A 19,124-nucleotide genomic window follows, 5' to 3' on the forward strand; every position below is an offset into this window, starting at 1 on the left:
GTGACAAGACCTTTGTCATTATGCTGGGTGGCGAGGCCATCGAGCATGAGAACTTCTCCAGCATCGTTAACGATATCGGCCTGTTGCATAGTCTCGGCATTCGCCTGGTGGTGGTTTATGGCGCACGGCCGCAGATCGATGCCAGCCTCGCGCAGCAGCAGCTGGAGCCGATTTATCACAAACACACCCGCGTGACCGATGCCCAATCGCTGGAGCTGGTGAAGCAGGCGGCCGGGCGTTTACAGCTCGATATTACGGCGCGTCTGTCGATGAGCCTGAATAATACACCGCTGCAGGGCGCGCATATTAATGTAGTGAGCGGTAACTTCATCATCGCTCAGCCGCTGGGCGTGGATGACGGCGTCGATTACTGCCACAGCGGCCGCATCCGCCGGATTGACGAAGAGGCGATCCATCGTCAGCTGGATAACAATGCCATTGTGCTGCTGGGTCCGGTAGCGGTCTCGGTGACCGGCGAAAGCTTTAACCTGACCTCGGAAGAGGTGGCGACGCAGCTGGCGATTAAGCTGAAAGCCGAGAAGATGATCGGTTTCTGCTCCGAACAGGGTGTAACCGACCGCGAAGGCACCATCATTTCCGAGCTGTTCCCGAACGAGGCGCAGACGCGGATTGATGAAATGGAGAGCGACGGTGATTTTCTCTCCGGCACCGTGCGTTTCCTGCGTGGCGCGGTCAAAGCCTGCCGCAGCGGCGTGCGCCGCAGCCATCTGATCAGCTATCAGGAAGATGGCGCACTGCTGCAGGAACTGTTCTCGCGTGACGGTATCGGTACGCAGATTGTCATGGAGTCGGCCGAGCAGATTCGCCGCGCCAACATCAACGACATCGGCGGGATCCTTGAACTGATTCGTCCGCTGGAGCAGCAGGGCATTCTGGTGCGCCGTTCGCGCGAGCAGCTGGAGATGGAGATCGACAAATTCACCATTATTCAGCGCGACAACATGACCATCGCCTGCGCAGCGCTCTATCCGTTCCCGGACGAGCAAATCGGCGAGATGGCCTGCGTGGCGGTGCACCCCGACTATCGCAGCTCGTCACGCGGCGAGCTGCTGCTGGAGCGCGTGGCGCTACAGGCACGGCAGATGGGGCTGAAGAAGCTGTTCGTGCTGACCACGCGCAGCATCCACTGGTTCCAGGAGCGCGGCTTCACGCCGGTGGATATTGAGTCGCTGCCTGAAAGCAAAAAGCAGATGTACAACTATCAGCGTCGTTCCAAAGTGCTGATGGCAGACTTACGCTAAGCGCCAGCGCACCTTACGCGCCGCCGAGGGAAAGTCCCCGCGGCGGCGCAATCATCTGCCCTCTTCTCCCCCTAAGCGATCCAGCAGCCCGCTGCGCCGCTGCGTGCGCAGCTGCACCGCGCGCCGGAACACCGCTTCATCACTGAACAGCGTTAGCTGGCTGCGCGCCCGGGTAATGGCGGTGTAAATCAGCTCGCGCGTCAGTACCGGCAGGAACTGAGCCGGCATCACCAGCGCGGTGTGGTCAAACTCTGAACCCTGTGATTTGTGCACCGTCATCGCCCATGCCGTGTCATGGGCCGGCAGGCGACTTGGCTGTACCGCTTTGATGCTGCCATCAGGCAGCGGGAAAAACACCTTGAGCAGCCCTTCCTCATCGAACAGCGTAATGCCGATATCACCATTGAACAGGCCAAGCGCGCTGTCGTTACGCGTCACCATCACCGGACGTCCCTGATACCAGCGGCTGCCCCCTGCCGGACGCCGAATCAGCTGCAGCTGCATCAGCTTGTGCTCAATACGCTGATTGAGCCCCTGCACGCCAAATGGCCCTTCGCGCAGGGCGCACAGCAGCTGATAACGGCCAAACGCAGCAATCACCTCGGCCGGTGCGGCACGCTGGTTAATCAGCTGGAGAAATGGCCGATAGCCTTCGGCAATCTGCGTCAGCATCGCCTGATACGCTTCGGCATCGTTGAGCGGCTGGCGCACGATATCGCTGAAGCCCGCCTGAAAGGCCGCCTCGACCGCCTGCGCTTCGCCGGCGTTGACCGCCGCAGCCAGCTGACCGATGCCGGAGTGCGCCGCGAAACGGTAGCTTTTGCGCAGCAGGCAGATGGCATCACGCACCGCCGGGGCCACCGCATCATCGGTGCCGGCAACCTCGCAGCCGGTCAGCGTGGTGAGCTGCAGCGCGCGCACCGGACTGTAGCCCGCCTCAGCACAGCGGCAGATATCCCCGAGTACCGCACCGGCTTCAACCGAGGCCAGCTGGTCGCGATCGCCGAGAAAAATCACCCGCGCGTGAGCGGGCAGCGCGGCGATCAGGTTTGCCATCATGCCAAGATCGACCATTGAGGCTTCATCGACCACCAGCACGTCGAGATGCAGCGGATTACCGGCGTGGTAGCGCAGGCGCTGCGTCTCCGGCTGGGCACCGAGTAAACGGTGCAGCGTGGTGGCTTCTGCCGGAAAACGCTGGCGCTCCGCATCGCTGACGTCGAGACTGCGCAGCGCCTTACCCAGCGACTCGGTGAGCCGCGCCGCCGCCTTGCCGGTAGGCGCGGCCAGCTGAATGCGCAGGGTTCCCTCACTGAGGCGAATCAGCGCCGCCAGCAGCTTCGCCACCGTGGTGGTTTTGCCGGTGCCGGGCCCGCCGGAGATCACCGCAGTTTTTTGCGTCAGCGCCACCGCCGCCGCAATTTTCTGCCAGTCCTCAGGCTGGCTGCCGAAAAAGGTATCCAGCACGCTGCGCACCTGTTCGGGCGCAAACAGCTGCGGCGCCGCCTGTGGCTGGAAGAAGCGCGCCACTTCCCCTTCGTGATGCCAGAGCCGGTGCAGATAGAGCCGGTTATCACGCAGCACCACCGGCGCCGGGCGATCGCTGGCGCTGAGCGCCTGCCAGTCCGCCAGCAGCGTCGGCCAGTCCTGCGGCTCGCCGGCGGCCTGCCAGATGGCGTGCGCCAGCTCCGGATGACGACCGCTGAACAGCCCTTCGCGGGTAAGCTGCGACAACGGCAGGCAGACGTGACCGTCACCGGCTTCCGCGCTGAGACAGGCAGCCGCCAGCAGATGCGCGGGCCGATCGTCGTCGGCCAGCAGCCGGGCAAACTGAATATCCAGCGCCCGCAGCAGGCGCAGTTCTGCCGCCTGTGCCAATAGCGTACTCATGCTACTCATGCTGCTGCTCCCGGCCCGCGAAACAGGCTATCCAGTTGTGAAACGAAATCTGACGTCGGTCGGGTATGGAACACCCCGTTATCCGGCGAGCTGCCATCCATGCCGCGTAAAAACAGATAGAATACGCCGCCAAAATGCTGTTCATAATCGTAATCCGTCAGGCGGTGCTGCAAATAGCGATGCAGCGCCAGCGTATACAGCTGATACTGCAAATCGTAACGGTGGTCGATCATCGCCTGCGCCATCGCCTGCGGTGTGTATGCCTGATGGCTCTCGCCCAGCCAGTTAGATTTGTAATCCAGCAGATAGTATTTGCCCTGCCAGCGAAATACCAGGTCGATGAAGCCTTTCAGCATGCCCTGCACCTGACGGAAGTCGAGCGGCGGCGCCTGACGCGACAGCGGATCCTGCCGCATCAACGCGTCCAGCGCCGGTGCCGTCAGCAGTCCATCAATCGGCAGATAGAACTCCATCTCGATCAGGCGATTGCCCGGTGTGATGTCGCTCAGCCGGATCCCTTCAGTGTTGAGCGGCGTGTTCACCACGCGGGTAATCCACTCGCTCAGCATCGGCTGCCAGTGCCGCAGATAGCCGCTCTGCTGCAACTGCTGTTCCAGCTGCGGCGCTGACGGCGGCTGGGTGAAGTCGAGCGATTCAAACAGCGTATGCAGGAAAGTCCCGGGCGCTGCGCCACGCGGGAAATGGTGCGGCGTCAGCGCGGCTTCCAGCACTTCCGCCTCGCGATCTTCCCCGACCGCTTCCGCATCGAAGCCCGGCATTACATCCAGCAGACGGTGACTGCCGTGCTGCTGCAGCCCGGAGTAGCTGGTGACACGCCACGGATCGGCCAGCGCGCGCGTGACGCTGCGCGCATCCAGCTCATCGTCAACCTCGTCCAGCGCCTGCCAGCGTTCATGGCCCTGCGGCTGCGCCAGCACCACTTCGGTTCCGGTCACGCTGATGTCGTGCAGTAAACTCGCCAGCTGTTCTGCGGTGGCCGGCTCGCCGCGCTGCAGCAGGAAACCCAGCGCGCTTTTATGTAAATCGCTCTCGCCCTCTTTCTTGCGCGTGCCGCGAAACAGCGGTGCCACTCCGACGCTGCAGTGATACACCGAACGCGTCAGCGCCACGTACAGCAGGCGTAAATCCTCTGCCAGCCGCTCCTGCTCTGCCAGCGCCAGACTTTGCTCATCATTCTGCAAATCCAGCACCGCGTTGTAATGCTCGCGGTCGTGATAGAGCGCGATATCGGCCTCGCGGAAACCGGCGGCAAACGGCAGCCACACCAGCGGATACTGTAACCCCTTGGATTTATGGATAGTGACAATCTGCACCAGGTGGCGGTCGCTCTCCAGCCGCAGCTGCTGGCTGGCCGACTGGCTGTCCGGTCGGGCAATTTGCTGCGCCAGATAACGCACCAGCGCGTGCGGACTGTCGAGCTGGGCCGCCGCCTCCTGCAGCAGTTCGCCGAGGTGCAGCAGATCGGTCAGGCGACGCTCGCCATTCTCTGAGGCCAGCAGGTTTTCTGCCAGCTGGCGCTCCAGCATCAGCTGACGCAGCATCGGCAGTACGCCACGCTGGTGCCACAATTGCTGCCAGCGGGCAAAGGTATCCACCAGCGCATCCCAGCCGCGTGCATCCTGATCCAGCGCGTCCAGCTGCGCGGCATCAAAGGCAAACAGCGACGTGGCCAGCGCGGTGCGCAGCATCCGCTCCTGCTCGGGCGCGAGGATCGCCTGCAACAGCCACAGCAGTTCTCGCGCCTCGGGCGTGGTATACACGCTGTCGCGGTTGGAGAGATACACCGAAGGGATGCCGAGCTGATTGAGCGCGGCGCGAATCAGATTGGCTTCGTTCCGGCTGCGCACCAGTACGGTAATGTCCGAGGCCTGCACCGGCCGCTGGTCAGGCGTTTTGCCCAGCAGCGCGCGCTGTTGCTGACCCGCCTGCAGCCAGCGGCTGATATCGGCGGCGCACTGCTGCGCCATCAGCTGCTGGTATTCGCTGACGCTGCAGCCTGCGCCCGGCTGTAGCCAGAAGCGCAGCGCGGCCTGTTCCTCGCCGTCGATACTCAGCGACAAACGCTGATTGGGCGGCGCGGCATTGACCGGCAGAAACGGGATGTCCGCAAACAGAAACGGGGCGGGCTGGCGCATAAACAGCTGATTGACGCTCTCCACCATCGCCGGTGACGAGCGCCAGTTGGTATCCAGCGTGTAGTGCGCGTGAACTTCACCGCGCGCGCGAATATAGGTAAAGATGTCCGCACCACGGAAGGCGTAGATTGCCTGTTTCGGGTCGCCAATCAGCAGCAGCGCATGCTGCGGCTGCTGTAAATAGAGCGTGCGGAAAATACGGTACTGCAGCGGGTCGGTATCCTGGAATTCGTCAATCAGCGCCACCGGAAAGCGCTGGCGAATCGCCTGCGCCAGCTGCTCGCCGCCGGGCTGTTGCAGCGCCTCGTCCAGCCGGCTCAGCAGATCGTCAAACCCCAGCAGCGCCTGCAGGCGTTTCTCTTTACGCACCGCGTGACGCACCTCCACCAGCGCGCGTGCAATCATCAAATCGCGCAGCGACAGCGGCTGCGCCAGGAACGTATCAATGGCAGCAAACAACGGGTGCTGCGGTGGCGCGCCCTTTTTGGTTTTTTCATTGAGCACCTGCTGACCGAAACGCGCCAGCTCGGCGGGAATCTGGTAATCCGCGGTCTCGCTCTGCGCCCAGGCGCTGACTTTGCTGACCCACAGCGGCAGGTTTTTGCTGCTGTAGCTGCGCTTATCGACATCAGACTGCCCGACCAGCGTCAGCACCTCTTCGCCCAGCGCGCGCCACTGCGCTTTCATTTCGGCAATACGCGCCAGGTTGCTGCTGTGGCGCGATGTCAGGGTTTCACTGTCGTGCGGCGCCAGACGCAGGCTGGGCGACTCGCCCTGCAGCCACGGGCGCAGCGTCGACAATAGCTGTTCCGGCCCGCTCCATTCCGCAACGATGACGCGCGCAATATCCAGCGTCAGCGGATAGCAATGGCGCCGCCAGAAATCCGCCGTCGCCTGACGCAACAGCTGCTGTTCATCTTCAATCAGCTGCTGCTCGAACAGCATACCGGACTCAAACGCATTGAGATTGAGCATGCGCTGGCAGAAGCCGTGAATGGTGAAGATCGCCGCCTCGTCCATCTGACGTTCCGCTGCCAGCAGCAGCGAGGCCGCCTCAGCGGGCTGGGCAATGTCGGCCAGCAGCTGCATCAGCATCGGATTTGCGCTGATGCCGCGCAGACAGGCCAGCCGCAGCTCATGAATATTTTCCCGGATACGGCCGCGCAGTTCGGCGGTGGCGGCTTCGGTAAAGGTCACCACCAGAATCTCTTCCACCGACAGCGGACGCGCATAAGCATTCGGTCCGCCAAGTCCCAGCAGCAAACGCAGGTAGAGCAGACCAATGGTAAAGGTCTTACCGGTGCCGGCGGAGGCCTCAATCAGACGCTCACCCTGCAGCGGCAGCGTCAGGGGATTGAGCGATTCAGGGCGCTGACTCATGGCGCATCACTCTTCACGGAGAGCGACTGCTGCAGCCGGGCGACTTCATCCCAGGTGGTAAAGCCCGGCAGCGGCGCGTAATCCGCATCGTGGGTGCCATCGTGACTGCCGCCAATCTGCGAGATCATCGCCATGCCCTGCTGCGCCAGCACGGCCTGATGGAAAAAGTCAGCCAGGCTGGCCGGTGTCAGCTGCTGAATTTGCGCAATGGCTTTTTCGCGCGTATCAAACGCGAAGTTCTGGCGATTGAAATCACGGCTGTAGCGGTTGGCCTCTTCATCCAGCGTTTGCGGACGCTGTTTCAGGTCGTTGATCAGTGCCTGCTGATACTGGGCGAAATCCTCCGCTTTCATGCTGCGCAGACGCTGTTCCGCCTGCGGATAGAACGCCTGGAAACGCTGCAGCAGATAAGCGGGCGGTTTACTGTTGCTTTGCAGCAGGAAGCCAATGCCCCACTGGCGACCAATCGGCATCTGATAAGCGAACACCGCATAGCCCAGCTGCTCCTCGGTGCGCAGCTGATTGTAGAACCACGGCTGCACAATCTGGCTCAGCATGGTGCTGTTAGCCATACTTTGATACTCGCTGTAGCCGAGCGGCACATACAGCGTCGCCAGCGCTGAGTCGGTGCTGCTGCCGGTTTTCTGCAGGTTGGCTTTGATCGGCTTATCCACCACCACATAATTGCTGTGCCAGTAACCGTGCCCCGTGCTGTGCAGCTGCTGTTTAAGCTCTTCGCCCAGCTGCCTGACGCGATCGGCCGACAGGTTGCCGACCACCATCATTTCCGGCGTGGCGTGCTGGATCAGCGCATCGCGGTAATCCATCACCTCCTGCAGCGTGATCTGTTTCACCAGCTGGCGTCGCGCCTCACGCTGGGTATAAGGCAGCTGGGACAGCATTTGCATCGGCTGAATCGCCTGTTCAAACGCTTTGCCCTTTTCCGCTGCTTCCAGCCGATCCAGATACCAGGATTTCGCCTGCTCGAGCTGCTGCGCATCCGGCTGGAAGCTGGCGTAGCCTTCAACCAGCTTTTTCAGCAGCTCCGGCAGGCGCTGGGTGAAGCCGCTGGCATTGAACACCAGCCCGTCGTCCTCACCGGTAGAGAAGCTGATGCCGCCCACCGAAGCCTGCGAATTCAGCTCATCCAGCGCCAGGCTGGAGAGGTAGTCGTTGAGTCCAAACAACACCTGCTGGCGCGCATCGCTGATCGCGGATTTGTTTCGCAGTGCGAGCGTAATAGCGGCCTTCGGCTCGCTGGCGTAGAACTGGCTCGGCATCCAGTAGATGCGCATGCTGTCGCCATTGGTCAGCGCCACCGGATGATCGTAATGCTTACCGTCAGACGGGATGAGGGAGAAATCCGACGGAATGTAGGGATTCAGGGTCGGCAGCGACAGCGGAATCTGCTGCGCCTGCTGCTGCCAGTCGCTAAACTGCGCGGCGCTGATTTTATCCACCTGATAAGGCGCATTCACAAAGTAAGCCTGTTTGTTGTGCGGCTCAGCGGGACTGATGTACCAGATGCGGGCGTTCTGCGGCGTCATCTCAGCCAGACGGGCGCTGATCGCGGCCGCATCATAGCGGTCGGCTAGATAAGGCGCATCCAGCGTGTGCGTCACCGGCACGCGCAGCATGGTATCCACCAGCCACTCAATGTAATCCATATCGCGGGTAATTGATGGATAGCGGAAATCCAGCGCCAGCACGTGCGCAACTTCATCGAAATAGCGCTTGTCGATGCCTTGTTTGCGCAGCATATCAAGGTAGCTGAATACTGCAGCCACCACGCGATCGCGCTGCGCCAGACCTTTGTCGGTCAGCGAAACCGAGATGGCAAACACGCCGCTGTTGCGCTCGGTCATCGGATCCGCGCCGGCATTGACGCCATCCGCCAGTCCCTGCTGCTGCAACCAGTCGTTCAGGGTATTTTTGCTGCGGTTGCCCAGCAGATAGCTGATTAAGGTGTCGGTTTTGCTGCGGAACTGGTCGCTGTCGTTGGCGATGCGAAACTCAATTTTCAGCTGCTTGCGCGGCTGCGCTGGGACGTAATGAATGATGATGCCTTTCTGCGCATCGGTGACCACCGGCACGGTAATGTCCGGCACGCTGGCCTGATGATTGGCAACGCGACCAAAGGTCTCGGCAGCGATCGTCGCCATCTCCGGCAGCGGTTTGTTACTGTAAATCACCGCTTTCATCAGATTCGCCGAATAGTGGCGGTGATAGAAGTCGAGCAGCGCCTGATGCAGGTTGCTGTCGGGTTTGTCACTCAGGGTATCAAGGTTACCGCCCGAATAGCGCGAGCCGGGGTGCGCCGGGTTGAGGGTTTCCGCGCCAACCTGCGCCATACGCAGCCCATCGCGCGAGCGTGCCATCGTCAGCTCAGCGTTAACCGCATGCCGCTCGCGGTCCGCGTTGGTCGGGTCGAGCAGGGGTTGCGCAATCGCATCCGCCAGACGATCCACCGCCGGTTGCAGCGCATCGTTTTCAACTTCCAGGTAAAACGCGGTGCGGTACGAGGCTGTGCTGGCATTGTGGCTGCCACCGTGCTTCTTGAGAAACTCCGCCAGGTTATCCGGCTGCGGATAATTTTTTGACCCCATCAGCACCATGTGTTCCAGATAGTGTGCCAGACCCAGTTGACTGTCGGGATCGTCCAGAGAACCGATCGGTAACGTCAGCGCTGCCAGCGATTTCGGCGCGGCAGCATCCGACACCAGCAGCACCGTCATGCCGTTGCTCAGGGTAATGGCCTGATAACTGCGCGGATCGTGATCGCTCTTGCGGATAGTTTCATCAATCGGCTGCCAGCCGCGCCCGTCGTCGGCAAAGGCATTCAGCGCCAGCATGCTCAGCAGCAGCGCTCCTATCCAGCGTGCGTAAATCCGCATTTCAACCCCTTAACGTTACCCTTATCCGCCGGCGTTGCGCCGGTCGGGATACTCAAACACTTTCTTATAAGACGGTGGCTGCCAAGGTACAGGCCGCACTTCCGTTGCTATTCATCATCCTGATGCGCGAGGCGCACCGGCAAATACCACTGACGCGCCGCAGCGATGATCTGCTGCTGCGTCGGCTCGTCCAGCGTGCGGCACAGGCGCTGCAGATAGGGATCGCTGCCTTCGCCTTCAACCTGGTAGCCGCCCTGCCACGCCTGCAACAGCTTGTTGAGCGCCTTTTTCTGCGTAGCGTCATCTTCCTGAAGCTGGCCGGATTTGCTGTCAAAGCTGGCGTCCAGCCAGGCGCCGCCGGATTTATTCAGCAGCAGCAGCGGCTGCGCCAGACCCGCCTCACAGGCGGCCACATATTCAGCCAGCTGCGCCTGCGCCTGGGCGGGAGCCACCGCCGCGAAGCGCCAGCGGCTCTGTTTGCGCCCGCACATGCGGCTGGTGCCGTTGCCGCCCAGCGCACAATACACCAGATGTTCCAGCCACAGCAGCAGGCCATCGTTGATGTTGAGCACGCCCGGACGCCAGCGTAGCAGCCCATCAGCTTGCACCTGAGTCAGCCAGCCGGTCAACTGCGTTGCGCCCAGCGTCAGGTTGACTTCCCAGCTCTCCGCCGGCAGCCGCTGCGCGCTCACTTCCGCCGCCACCTCCTGCATCTCTTCGGTCTGGCTTTGCCAGAAAAGTTCCCCGAAGGCGCCGTAAGGCAGATTACCGGCGGCGCGATGGTGCGCATACAGCTGGGCCGGATCGTCACCGTTGACCAGCGTATTGAGCAGTTCAGCGTTGATCTGATAGCGCTCCAGGCTGTCCGGTGCGAACGGTTCGCTGTCCGGCAGCTCGCTCTCCTCCATCCAGAAAGCCACGCCGAGGCGCTGCTGGAACCACGCCCGCACCGGATGACGCCAGAAGCGCAGCAGCTGCTCCAGCGACAGCGTGGTCAGCGGCTGAACCGGCAGCGGCTGGACAAACCCGGGCTGCGCCACGCCGCTGCCGGTCGCCGCCGGCAACCATTCTGCGGCGAAGCTCTGCACGTGGCTTCCCGGCTGGAAATTTTCCGCCGCAAACGGCATGCGGCTGTGCAGGCGTTGCAAATGTGCCCGCACCCGCTGCTCACTGACGTCCGGCTCACAGGCTTCATCGCCCGGCAGACAGAAGCTTTGCGCCAGATAATCCACCAGTTCAGTCACCAGCACCGAGGGATAGCGCTCGGTGTTGTCCTGAATCGCCCGGCCAATGTAGCTGATGTACAGCTGCTGCTGCGCCGAGATCAGCGCTTCAAGGAACAGATAGCGGTCATCATCACGCCGGCTGCGATCGCCTTTCCGCGTCTGTTGCTGCATCAGGTCAAAACCGAGCGGCGCCAGGGTGCGAGGATACACGCCGTCGTTCATGCCCAGCAGGCACACCACTTTAAACGGGATGGAGCGCATCGGCATCAGCGTACAGAAGTTGATCGGCCCGGCCAGGAAACGCTGGCTGATGCGCTGCTGATCGAGGCGCGAACGCAGCTCATCGCGCAGCAGCGTGACCGGAATCGGCTGCTGATAGGCGGCCTGCATCCCCTGTTCAATGATCTCCTGCCACTGCGTTTCCACCAGCAGCAGCGCCGCCTCGCTGTCGGCATCGCCGCTGAAGAAGCTGTCGATCAGCTCACGGCACAGCGGCAGCCACTCGGCCAGGGCGCGCGTCTGCGCAAGGCGCGTGCGCCAGCTGTCGAGCCGCGCCAGCAGCTCGGCCAGATGGCCCGCCAGCTCGGCGATCAGGCCGCTGGATTCGTCATACGGCAGAATGCCCTGCCAGTCACCGTTGCGGCTTTCCAGCGCGTAGCCCAGCAGCATACGCTGCAGGCCGAAGCGCCAGGTGTGCTGGCCGGTGACCGGCAGCGCCAGCGCTTCCACGCTGGCGTCATCCAGTCCCCAGCGGATGCCGGATTCCATCACCCAGCGGCGCAGCAGGCGCAGGCCGCTCTCCTCTACGGAGAAACGCTGTGCCAGCGCCGGCACCTCGAGCAGCGCCAGCACCTCTTCTGAGGCAAAGCGACTGTCCGGCAGTGCCAGCAGGCTGAGCAGCGCGAGGATGGCCGGATGCGCCTGACTGGCGCGCCGGTCAGAAATGGCGAACGGCAGATAGCGCTCAGGCGGCGCACTGGCAAAAGCCGCCTGAATGAAAGGCGCGTAGCTGTCGATGTCTGCCACCATGACGATGATATCGCGCGGCTTCAGCTCCGGATCGGCTTCCATCAGCGCCAGCAGGTGATCCTGTAGCACTTCCACTTCACGCTGGGCGCTGTGACACACCTGCAGCGTGATGGAACGATCGTGCGGATCGAGCCGGCGCTTGTCCATGCTGTCGGCCAGCTCGCCAGCGCTGAGCCCAATCACCGCGCGATCGTCAAGATTGAGCAGATCGGCCTGCAGGCAGTGCAACAGATTATCCGGTGACATCTCCACAAACGCATCGATGTCGTTGGCGGCTGACTCCATCTGGCTCAGCAGAAACAGGTTGTCACGGCCCAGCTTGCCCCACGAGGCCAGCAGTGGATTGGTCAGCTGCTGCTCGCCCAGTTCGTTAAACAGCGCTGGCGCGGCATCCGGATCGCGGAACAGCGGCTGCGTCTCCTGCGAATGCAGGCGCAGCCGCTGGCGGCTCTGCAGCTTCGCGAGGAAGGCGTAATCCTGAATGTCGCCCCAGTAGTGACGACAGGGATTGGTAAACAGCAGGTGAATATCAATGTGGCGGCCCAGCGCTTCCAGCGCCTGCAGATAAACCGGCGGCAGCGCAGAGATACCGCAGATGAAGACGCGCTGCGGCAGCCCCGGCGGCGGCGTTGACGCCTGCTCCAGCGCCTGAATAAACCGTGCATAGAGGTTGGCACGATGCCACATCGGCTGACCGAGGCTGCGCGTGAATTCGACCAGATCGCGCCACAGCGCCGCCTGCCACTGCTGAGCATCGCTCAGCCCGTCCACCTGTTCGCCGCGCTCCCAGCGGTTCAGCCAGTCGGAGCGGTAGACCAGATACTGGTCGAACAGATCCGCCACACGCGCGCTGAGCTGGTAGAGTTTGCGCTGATCGTCGTCGTCATGCAGATAGCTGCGCAGCGGCTGAAACGCCTCCTGCTCCAGCAGCACCGGCAGCCGGTGCATCAGCTTCCAGCTCATGCTGGCTTTGGTGAAAGCGCTCTCTTCCGGGATATCCGGCAGCACTTTAACGAACATGCTCCAGATAAAGCTGGCGGGCAGCGGAAAATCGATGTTGGCGGCAATGTTAAAGCGGTTAGCCAGCTCCATCTGCAGCCACTGCGCCATGCCCGGGCTCTGTACCAGCACCTGCTCAGCCGCGAGCGGATCGGCCAGCGGCTGGAGTTTTATCAGCTCTACCGCTAAGTCTTTCAATAAATCTAACCGATTGGAGTGGTAAACCCGGAACATAAAACTCCTTAAAGAAGGGAAAGCGCAGCCCGGTCACTCTACCCTTAATCGTCTGGCCTGCCTACCCGCCGGCATCACCTTCGCGGCAATTGAGCCGCGCCAGCGACGCCGTGCGCTGATGGGGTCCGGTGACGGTAACGCGATCCAGCACGCAGCCGCCAGGTAAACTCTGCGGCTGGTGCACAATGTGCCAGCCGGCGGTATCACGCCCGAGCAGCGCCTGCCCGGCTACCTGCCACGCCTGGCGCTGCTGCCACTGCTGGCTAAATCCCAGCGCCAGTGCGCGATGATACTGCAGCAGCGTGCTGATGGTCATCGCCAGCAGCAGCATCGCGACCAGCGTTTCCGCCAGGCTAAAACCCTGCTGTCGCCTCTGGCAGCTGACACTGCTCCGCCTTCGCCAGCGGGCAGTAGTCGATCCAGCCATGCGGCTGTGGCTGCAGCTGACCGTTGCGCAGCGACACCCACTGATAGAGCACGAGCGCGCGTCCGGTGCCGCGCGCCGATAATAAGCCATGATTCTCCTCCTGCCGCAGCAGACAGCTTTGCCACGCGTCGGCCTGAGCGGTCTGACACTGCCAGCCCGCGGCCTGTGGCCAGTTTTGCTGCCGGCCCCACGTTAAAGCGGCCTGCGCCTGCCAGAAATCCTGCTGATGCTGCTGCTCGTCGGCGACCAGCGCCATGCCCTGCGCCAGCTGCGTGCGCGCGGCGTGCAGCGTGAGCCCGCCCATCAGCAGTAACATCACCACCATGCCAAGCGTGCTGTTGCCGCGCTGCTTCACAGATTCAGCCCCTCCGCTATTATCGTCAGCTCTGCCTGCTGGCGGCCCGCCGTGGCGGCCAGCTGCAACAGCAGCCGCGTGCCCTGGCGCTCAACCCGGAAGGTGCTGAGGGTGAGGAATGCCGGATCGGTGATGCGCTCCCAGCTGTTGCTGTTGCACTCATCCACGCCGCGCTGCATCTCCAGCTGTCCGTTGCGCAGACGATAGCCGTAATAATCGCTTTCACTGTGACCGACGCCTTCCCAGCGTCCGTTACTGTTTTCGTCCCAGCGCAGCAGTACACAGCTGCCGCCGCTCACCAGCGTGAGCGCCGCACCGCCGCACTGACCGTGACAGTAACCGGCACGGCGCAGCGCTTTGACCAGCGAGCCGGCAATCTGCTGCAGCTCCTGTTGCAGCTGGACCCGCTGCTGCAGGCGCAGGTTCTGTTCCAGCAGCAGCGGCAGAAAGCGGCCGACGCTGACCATCAGCACCGCGCCAATCGCCATGGCGATCAGCATCTCCAGCAGACTGAAGCCCCCCTGCGCTATTCGCATCCCTTCTCTCCTGGCTGGCAGACCCGGATGCGCGCCCGGGCGGAGAGGATGACGCGCCAGCGGCCAGCTGCGCTCTCCAGTTCGATACTGCCGGGCCGGGCCACATCGCGTCGGCCGTAAAAGCCCGGCTCGCCGACCAGTGCGGTGATGCGCACTTCGCGATAAGGCGGCCGGAACAGCCAGCGCGACGGCAGCTGACATCCTTCTGCGGGCTGCGGCCCGGTGCCGAGGCAGCCGTTTTCGCCTGGTTGCAGCCACAGGCTGAGGTCGCGGTTGTGCCAGCTGGCGTGTGCGCGCAGCCGCAGCAAAAAGCTCTGCAGTTGCAGAACGCTGTCACGCAGTTGCTGATACTGTTGCCAGCGCTGCCAGCCCTGTAAGGCTGCGATGCTGAGGATACCGGCAATCACCATAACCAGCAGCAGTTCCGGCAGCGTAAAGCCGGCGTTTTGGGTTCTGTTCATAACCGGCACTCTGCGCCTGCCGGACGAAAAGCAACAGCGGCAAACAGAGAAGATGGAAAGCGTGCCGCAGGAAAGTTATGCCCGGTGCAGACAACACCCTTTTTTTGCGCGCCGGATTCAGAAAATCCCCGCAGAAGCGGGCGGAGGCCAGGCAAAAAAAAGCCCTGCGCGATGGCAGGGCCTGATGCTGAAGAGCGGCAGATTACACGGCGACCGGCGCTTTGATCGCCGGATGCGGATCGTAGCCTTCGATCTCGAAATCATCGAACTGGTAATCAAAAATCGACGCGGGCTTACGCTTAATCACCAGTTTCGGCAGCGGTCGCGGTTCACGCGTCAGCTGCAGTCGCGCCTGTTCGAGATGGTTGCTGTACAGGTGCGTATCGCCGCCGGTCCAGACGAAATCGCCCACCTCAAGATCGCACTGCTGTGCCACCATATGCACCAGCAGCGCATAGCTGGCGATATTGAACGGCAGGCCGAGGAAGATATCGCACGAACGCTGGTACAGCTGGCACGACAGCTTGCCATTCGCCACGTAGAACTGGAAAAACGCGTGGCACGGCGCCAGCGCCATCTGATCCAGCTCACCGACGTTCCATGCCGAAACGATAATGCGGCGCGAATCCGGATCGCGTTTCAGCTGCTCAATCACCTTGCTGATTTGATCGATCTCTTCGCCGGAAGCCTTGCCCCAGCTGCGCCACTGCTTGCCGTAGACCGGTCCCAGATCGCCATTTTCATCCGCCCACTCGTCCCAGATGGTGACCTTGTTCTCTTTCAGGTAGCCGATGTTGGTGTCGCCTTTGAGGAACCACAGCAGCTCATGAATGATCGAGCGCAGATGCACCTTCTTGGTGGTGACCAGCGGAAAACCGTCCTGCAAATTGAAACGCATCTGGTGGCCAAAGATGGAGAGCGTGCCGGTACCGGTACGGTCGGCCTTTTCTGCGCCTTCATTCAGCACATGTTGCATCAAATCCAGATACTGTTTCATTTTACCTCACGCGTTTGTTGCTGCGGGCGACGACGATACGCCCAGACCATCATAATCACTCCGGCCAGAATCATCGGGATCGACAGAATCTGGCCCATACTGATACCGCCTTCGAACAGGCCAAGCTGGGCATCCGGCTGGCGGAAAAACTCCACGATAATGCGGAATGCGCCGTAGCCAATCAGGAACAGGCCGGAGACGCTGCCCATCGGGCGCGGCTTGCGAATAAACAGGTTGAGGATGATAAACAGCACGATGCCTTCCAGACACAGCTCATACAGCTGTGACGGATGGCGCGGCAGCACGCCGTACGTGTTCAGCAGTTCCTGATACTGCGGGTTATTGGCCGCCAGCGCGAGGTCTTCGCTGCGCGAACCCGGGAACAGCATGGCGAATTTGAAGTCAGGTGCCACGCGGCCCCACAGTTCGCCGTTGATGAAGTTGCCGAGACGGCCAGCACCGAGGCCAAACGGGATCAGTGGCGCAATGAAATCAGAGACCTGGAAGAAGGTGCGTTTGGTACGGCGGGCGAAGATCAGCATCACCACGATCACCCCAATCAGGCCACCGTGGAATGACATGCCCCCGTCCCACACTTTGAACAGATAGAGTGGGTTGTCGAGGAACAGCGGCAGGTTATAGAACAGCACGTAGCCGATGCGGCCGCCGAGGAACACGCCGAGGAAGCCCGCGTACAGCAGGTTTTCAACTTCTTCTTTTTTCCAGCCGCTACCGGGTTTGTTGGCGCGGCGCACCGCCAGCCACATAGCAAACACAAAGCCTACCAGATACATCAGGCCGTACCAGTGCAGCGAAACCGGTCCGATGGAGAAGATCACCGGATCGAATTGGGGAAATGAAATGTAGCCGTTAGTCATCTTTCACCATGTTTTTTCTGCCCGCAAAAGGGCGTGGCTAAAGGGCCATACAATAAAAGGCTGCGCATCATAGCACAGCCGCTTTTCACAATTTCCGCAGAAATGTAAACAGTTAACGTCCGCCGCGAATCAGTCCGCCCAGGCCGCGCCGCTCCATGAAGGCCGACACCAGATGGCGCACTTCCGTTGCGGTGTGCGCCATCACGCCCTGCTGGCTCAGTTTCTGCGCCTCTTCATAATCGAGGTGGCGCAGCAGGTATTTGACGCGCGGAATGTTCTTGCCGTTCATGCTGAGATGGTGATAACCCAGACCCACCAGCAGCGCGACGCACATCGGATCGCCCGCCATTTCACCACACAGGCACAGCTCCAGTTTGGCCTGGCGGGCTTCATTGGCGATGGTTTGCAACGCCCGCAGCATCGCCGGATGCAGCGAATCGTAAAGGTTGGCAACGCGGGTATTGTTGCGATCGACCGCCAGCAGATACTGGGTGAGATCGTTGGTGCCGACGGAGATAAAGTCCACGCGTTGCGCCAGATGCGGGATCAGAAACAGCATCGACGGCACTTCAATCATCACGCCAATGCGCGGTTTCGGAATGGCATAACCGAGCATCTCTTCCACTTCGCGACCGGCGCGATCGATCAGGCGCCGCGCCTCTTCGATCTCGTCGATATGACTGATCATCGGCAGCAGAATGCTCAGGTTGCCCGAAGCGACGTTGGCGCGCAGCATGGCGCGCACCTGCACCAGGAAGATCTCCGGCTGGTCGAGCGTCAGACGAATGCCGCGCCAGCCGAGACAGGGGTTCTCTTCACTGATCGGCATGTAAGGCAGCTGTTTGTCAGCGCCGACATCCAGCGTGCGCAACGTCACCGGTTTGTCGTAAAACAGTTGCAGCATGCCCTGATATTGCGCCACCTGCTCTTCTTCCGACGGGAAGCCACTTTGCAGCATGAACGGAATTTCGGTGCGATACAGGCCGATGCCGTCAACCCAGTTGTCGAGCGCCTGTTCGTGTTCCGGGCTGAGACCGGCGTTGAGCATCACCTGCACGCGCTCGCCGCTTTTCAGCTCGCCGGGCTGCTCCACCACATCTTCGGCCATTTTGCTCAGCGCGTTCTCTTCGCTGATCAGCCGCTGATACTCCTGCACCAGCACCGGCTCTGGATCGATCAGCACTTCGCCGCGATAGCCGTCCACGATCAGCAGCCGCTTGTTGAGCTGCGACGGCAGGATATCCGCGCCCATCACGGTCGGAATACCCATGGCGCGCGTGAGGATCGCCGCGTGCGAGTTGGCTGCGCCATCGCGCACCACCACGCCCGCCAGCCGCTCCTGCGGCAGCTCCGCCAGTGTGGTGGCGGTGAGTTCATCGGCCACCAGCACAAAACGTTCCGGCCAGGCATTGGTGCCCACCAGCGTGTCGTCAAGGTGGAACAGCAGGCGCTGGCCGAGCACGCGCAGATCCCCGGCGCGCTCGCGTAAATAGTGATCCTGCAGGCTGGCAAACTGTGCGGCAAACTTCTCGATCACCGTTTTGACCGCCCACTCGGCTACCGATCCGCGCTCGATCTCGGCAAACAGATCTTTTTTCAGTCGCGCATCGGTGAGCAGGTGCGAGTAGAGATCGAAGATCGCCGCGCTCTCTTTCTGCACGCTGGCCGCGAAACGCTTGCTGAAGCGACGAAACTCGTTGCCCGCCTCGCCCATGGCGACAATCAGGCGCTCGCGTTCACGCTGTGGATCGAGCGTAGAGGCGGCGGACACCTGGTCGAGCAACGGCTGTGTTTCATCAACCCAGCCAGGTGCAACGGCGACGCCCGGCGCGGCGGCAATCGCTTTGACGCGCGTCTGGCGGAACTGACCGAACAGCTGGCCAAGCTGCGACTGCGACAGCAGCGCGGCCATCTGCGTGGCCAGCGTAACCAGAAATGACTCTTCGCTTTCGTCGAACTGACGATGCTCTCGCTGTTGCACCACCAGCACGCCGAGCAGTTGACGCCGGCTGATGATTGGCACACCCAGAAACGAGCGGTAGCGCTCTTCTTTTACGGAGGGAATGTATTTAAAACTGGGATGGCTTTGCGCATCGGCAAGGTTGATCGGTTCGGCCAGGCGGCCCACCAGCCCGACGATACCTTCGTCGAACGCCAGCGTAACGGTGCGGCCGCGCGGCTTTTTCAGGCCGCGCGTCGCCATCAGGTAGTAGCAACGCCGATCGTGATCGGCGAGGTAAACCGAGCAGACCTCGGTCTCCATCGCCAGGCATATTTCGTTGACCAGAATGTCGAGTGCTTCATTCAGACGCGGTGCACTCGCCACTTTTTCTACAATTTCGCGCAACTGAGTGAGCATAAAGGGCGTGGCCTATCCTCTTTTACGTCGAT

The 19,124-nt window shown here is 61.7% G+C and carries 12 protein-coding genes; 1 reads left to right on the forward strand and 11 read right to left on the reverse strand.

Annotated elements, in window-relative coordinates; all coding sequences use genetic code 11:
- Positions 1-1,262: amino-acid N-acetyltransferase (gene argA, locus QMM04_RS12770; protein WP_282996292.1), on the forward strand; the 1,262-nt coding region annotated here is incomplete at its 5' end.
- 51 nt (positions 1,263-1,313) lie between these two features.
- Here the strand turns inward: argA and recD are convergent.
- From recD to ptsP, 11 genes are all read right to left on the reverse strand, one after another.
- Entirely contained in the window at positions 1,314-3,161 is a 1,848-nt protein-coding gene (gene recD, locus QMM04_RS12775; RefSeq protein WP_058757057.1) for an exodeoxyribonuclease V subunit alpha, read from the reverse strand.
- Positions 3,158-6,697, reverse strand: coding sequence for an exodeoxyribonuclease V subunit beta (recB, locus tag QMM04_RS12780; RefSeq protein ID WP_282996293.1), 3,540 nt, complete (start codon positions 6,695-6,697; stop codon positions 3,158-3,160). Before recB ends, recD begins: the two co-directional genes overlap by 4 nt.
- Complete coding sequence (ptrA, locus tag QMM04_RS12785; RefSeq protein WP_278427862.1) at positions 6,694-9,591, reverse strand: pitrilysin; 2,898 nt, start codon at positions 9,589-9,591, stop codon at positions 6,694-6,696. The genes recB and ptrA overlap by 4 nt, the downstream gene beginning before the upstream one ends.
- Before the next feature lie 107 nt (positions 9,592-9,698).
- Complete coding sequence (gene recC, locus QMM04_RS12790) at positions 9,699-13,079, reverse strand: exodeoxyribonuclease V subunit gamma (RefSeq protein WP_282996294.1); 3,381 nt, start codon at positions 13,077-13,079, stop codon at positions 9,699-9,701.
- A 61-nt stretch (positions 13,080-13,140) separates the two neighbouring features.
- Positions 13,141-13,431: a prepilin-type N-terminal cleavage/methylation domain-containing protein gene (locus tag QMM04_RS12795; protein WP_230857086.1), complete on the reverse strand. Its 291-nt coding sequence runs from the start codon at positions 13,429-13,431 to the stop codon at positions 13,141-13,143.
- Between the two features lies 1 nt (position 13,432).
- Positions 13,433-13,861 carry a DUF2509 family protein gene (locus QMM04_RS12800; protein ID WP_064511411.1) on the reverse strand — a complete coding sequence of 143 codons (429 nt, stop codon included), beginning with the start codon at positions 13,859-13,861 and terminating at the stop codon, positions 13,433-13,435.
- Positions 13,858-14,397, reverse strand: coding sequence for a prepilin peptidase-dependent protein (locus tag QMM04_RS12805; protein ID WP_058775887.1), 540 nt, complete (start codon positions 14,395-14,397; stop codon positions 13,858-13,860). Before QMM04_RS12805 ends, QMM04_RS12800 begins: the two co-directional genes overlap by 4 nt.
- The gene (locus tag QMM04_RS12810; RefSeq protein ID WP_058757063.1) at positions 14,388-14,858 is read right to left on the reverse strand and encodes a prepilin-type N-terminal cleavage/methylation domain-containing protein; all 471 of its coding nucleotides are present in this window, start codon (positions 14,856-14,858) and stop codon (positions 14,388-14,390) included. Before QMM04_RS12810 ends, QMM04_RS12805 begins: the two co-directional genes overlap by 10 nt.
- 202 nt (positions 14,859-15,060) lie before the next feature.
- Positions 15,061-15,855, reverse strand: coding sequence for a thymidylate synthase (gene thyA / locus QMM04_RS12815; RefSeq protein WP_021506704.1), 795 nt, complete (start codon positions 15,853-15,855; stop codon positions 15,061-15,063).
- Positions 15,852-16,733, reverse strand: a complete 882-nt coding sequence (gene lgt / locus QMM04_RS12820; protein WP_021506703.1) for a prolipoprotein diacylglyceryl transferase — start codon at positions 16,731-16,733, stop codon at positions 15,852-15,854. The genes thyA and lgt overlap by 4 nt, the downstream gene beginning before the upstream one ends.
- A gap of 112 nt (positions 16,734-16,845) precedes the next feature.
- Positions 16,846-19,092 (reverse strand): phosphoenolpyruvate--protein phosphotransferase, encoded by a 2,247-nt coding sequence (ptsP, locus tag QMM04_RS12825; RefSeq protein ID WP_059011912.1) that lies wholly within the window; start codon positions 19,090-19,092, stop codon positions 16,846-16,848.
- Between the last annotated feature and the right edge of the window lie 32 nt (positions 19,093-19,124).

The organism is Pantoea sp. Pa-EAmG, from assembly GCF_030024295.1.
Lineage (GTDB): Bacteria > Pseudomonadota > Gammaproteobacteria > Enterobacterales > Enterobacteriaceae > Pantoea > Pantoea dispersa.

Bases quoted from the DNA above. Each gene is read 5' to 3' on its own strand.
- QMM04_RS12810 (WP_058757063.1), bottom strand. From the start codon at position 14,858: ATGAACAGAACCCAAAACGCCGGCTTTACGCTGCCGGAACTGCTGCTG.
- recC (WP_282996294.1), bottom strand. From the start codon at position 13,079: ATGTTCCGGGTTTACCACTCCAATCGGTTAGATTTATTGAAAGACTTA.
- QMM04_RS12805 (WP_058775887.1), bottom strand. From the start codon at position 14,397: ATGCGAATAGCGCAGGGGGGCTTCAGTCTGCTGGAGATGCTGATCGCC.
- lgt (WP_021506703.1), bottom strand. From the start codon at position 16,733: ATGACTAACGGCTACATTTCATTTCCCCAATTCGATCCGGTGATCTTC.
- recB (WP_282996293.1), bottom strand. From the start codon at position 6,697: ATGAGTCAGCGCCCTGAATCGCTCAATCCCCTGACGCTGCCGCTGCAG.
- ptsP (WP_059011912.1), bottom strand. From the start codon at position 19,092: ATGCTCACTCAGTTGCGCGAAATTGTAGAAAAAGTGGCGAGTGCACCG.
- recD (WP_058757057.1), bottom strand. From the start codon at position 3,161: ATGAGTAGCATGAGTACGCTATTGGCACAGGCGGCAGAACTGCGCCTG.
- thyA (WP_021506704.1), bottom strand. From the start codon at position 15,855: ATGAAACAGTATCTGGATTTGATGCAACATGTGCTGAATGAAGGCGCA.
- ptrA (WP_278427862.1), bottom strand. From the start codon at position 9,591: ATGCGGATTTACGCACGCTGGATAGGAGCGCTGCTGCTGAGCATGCTG.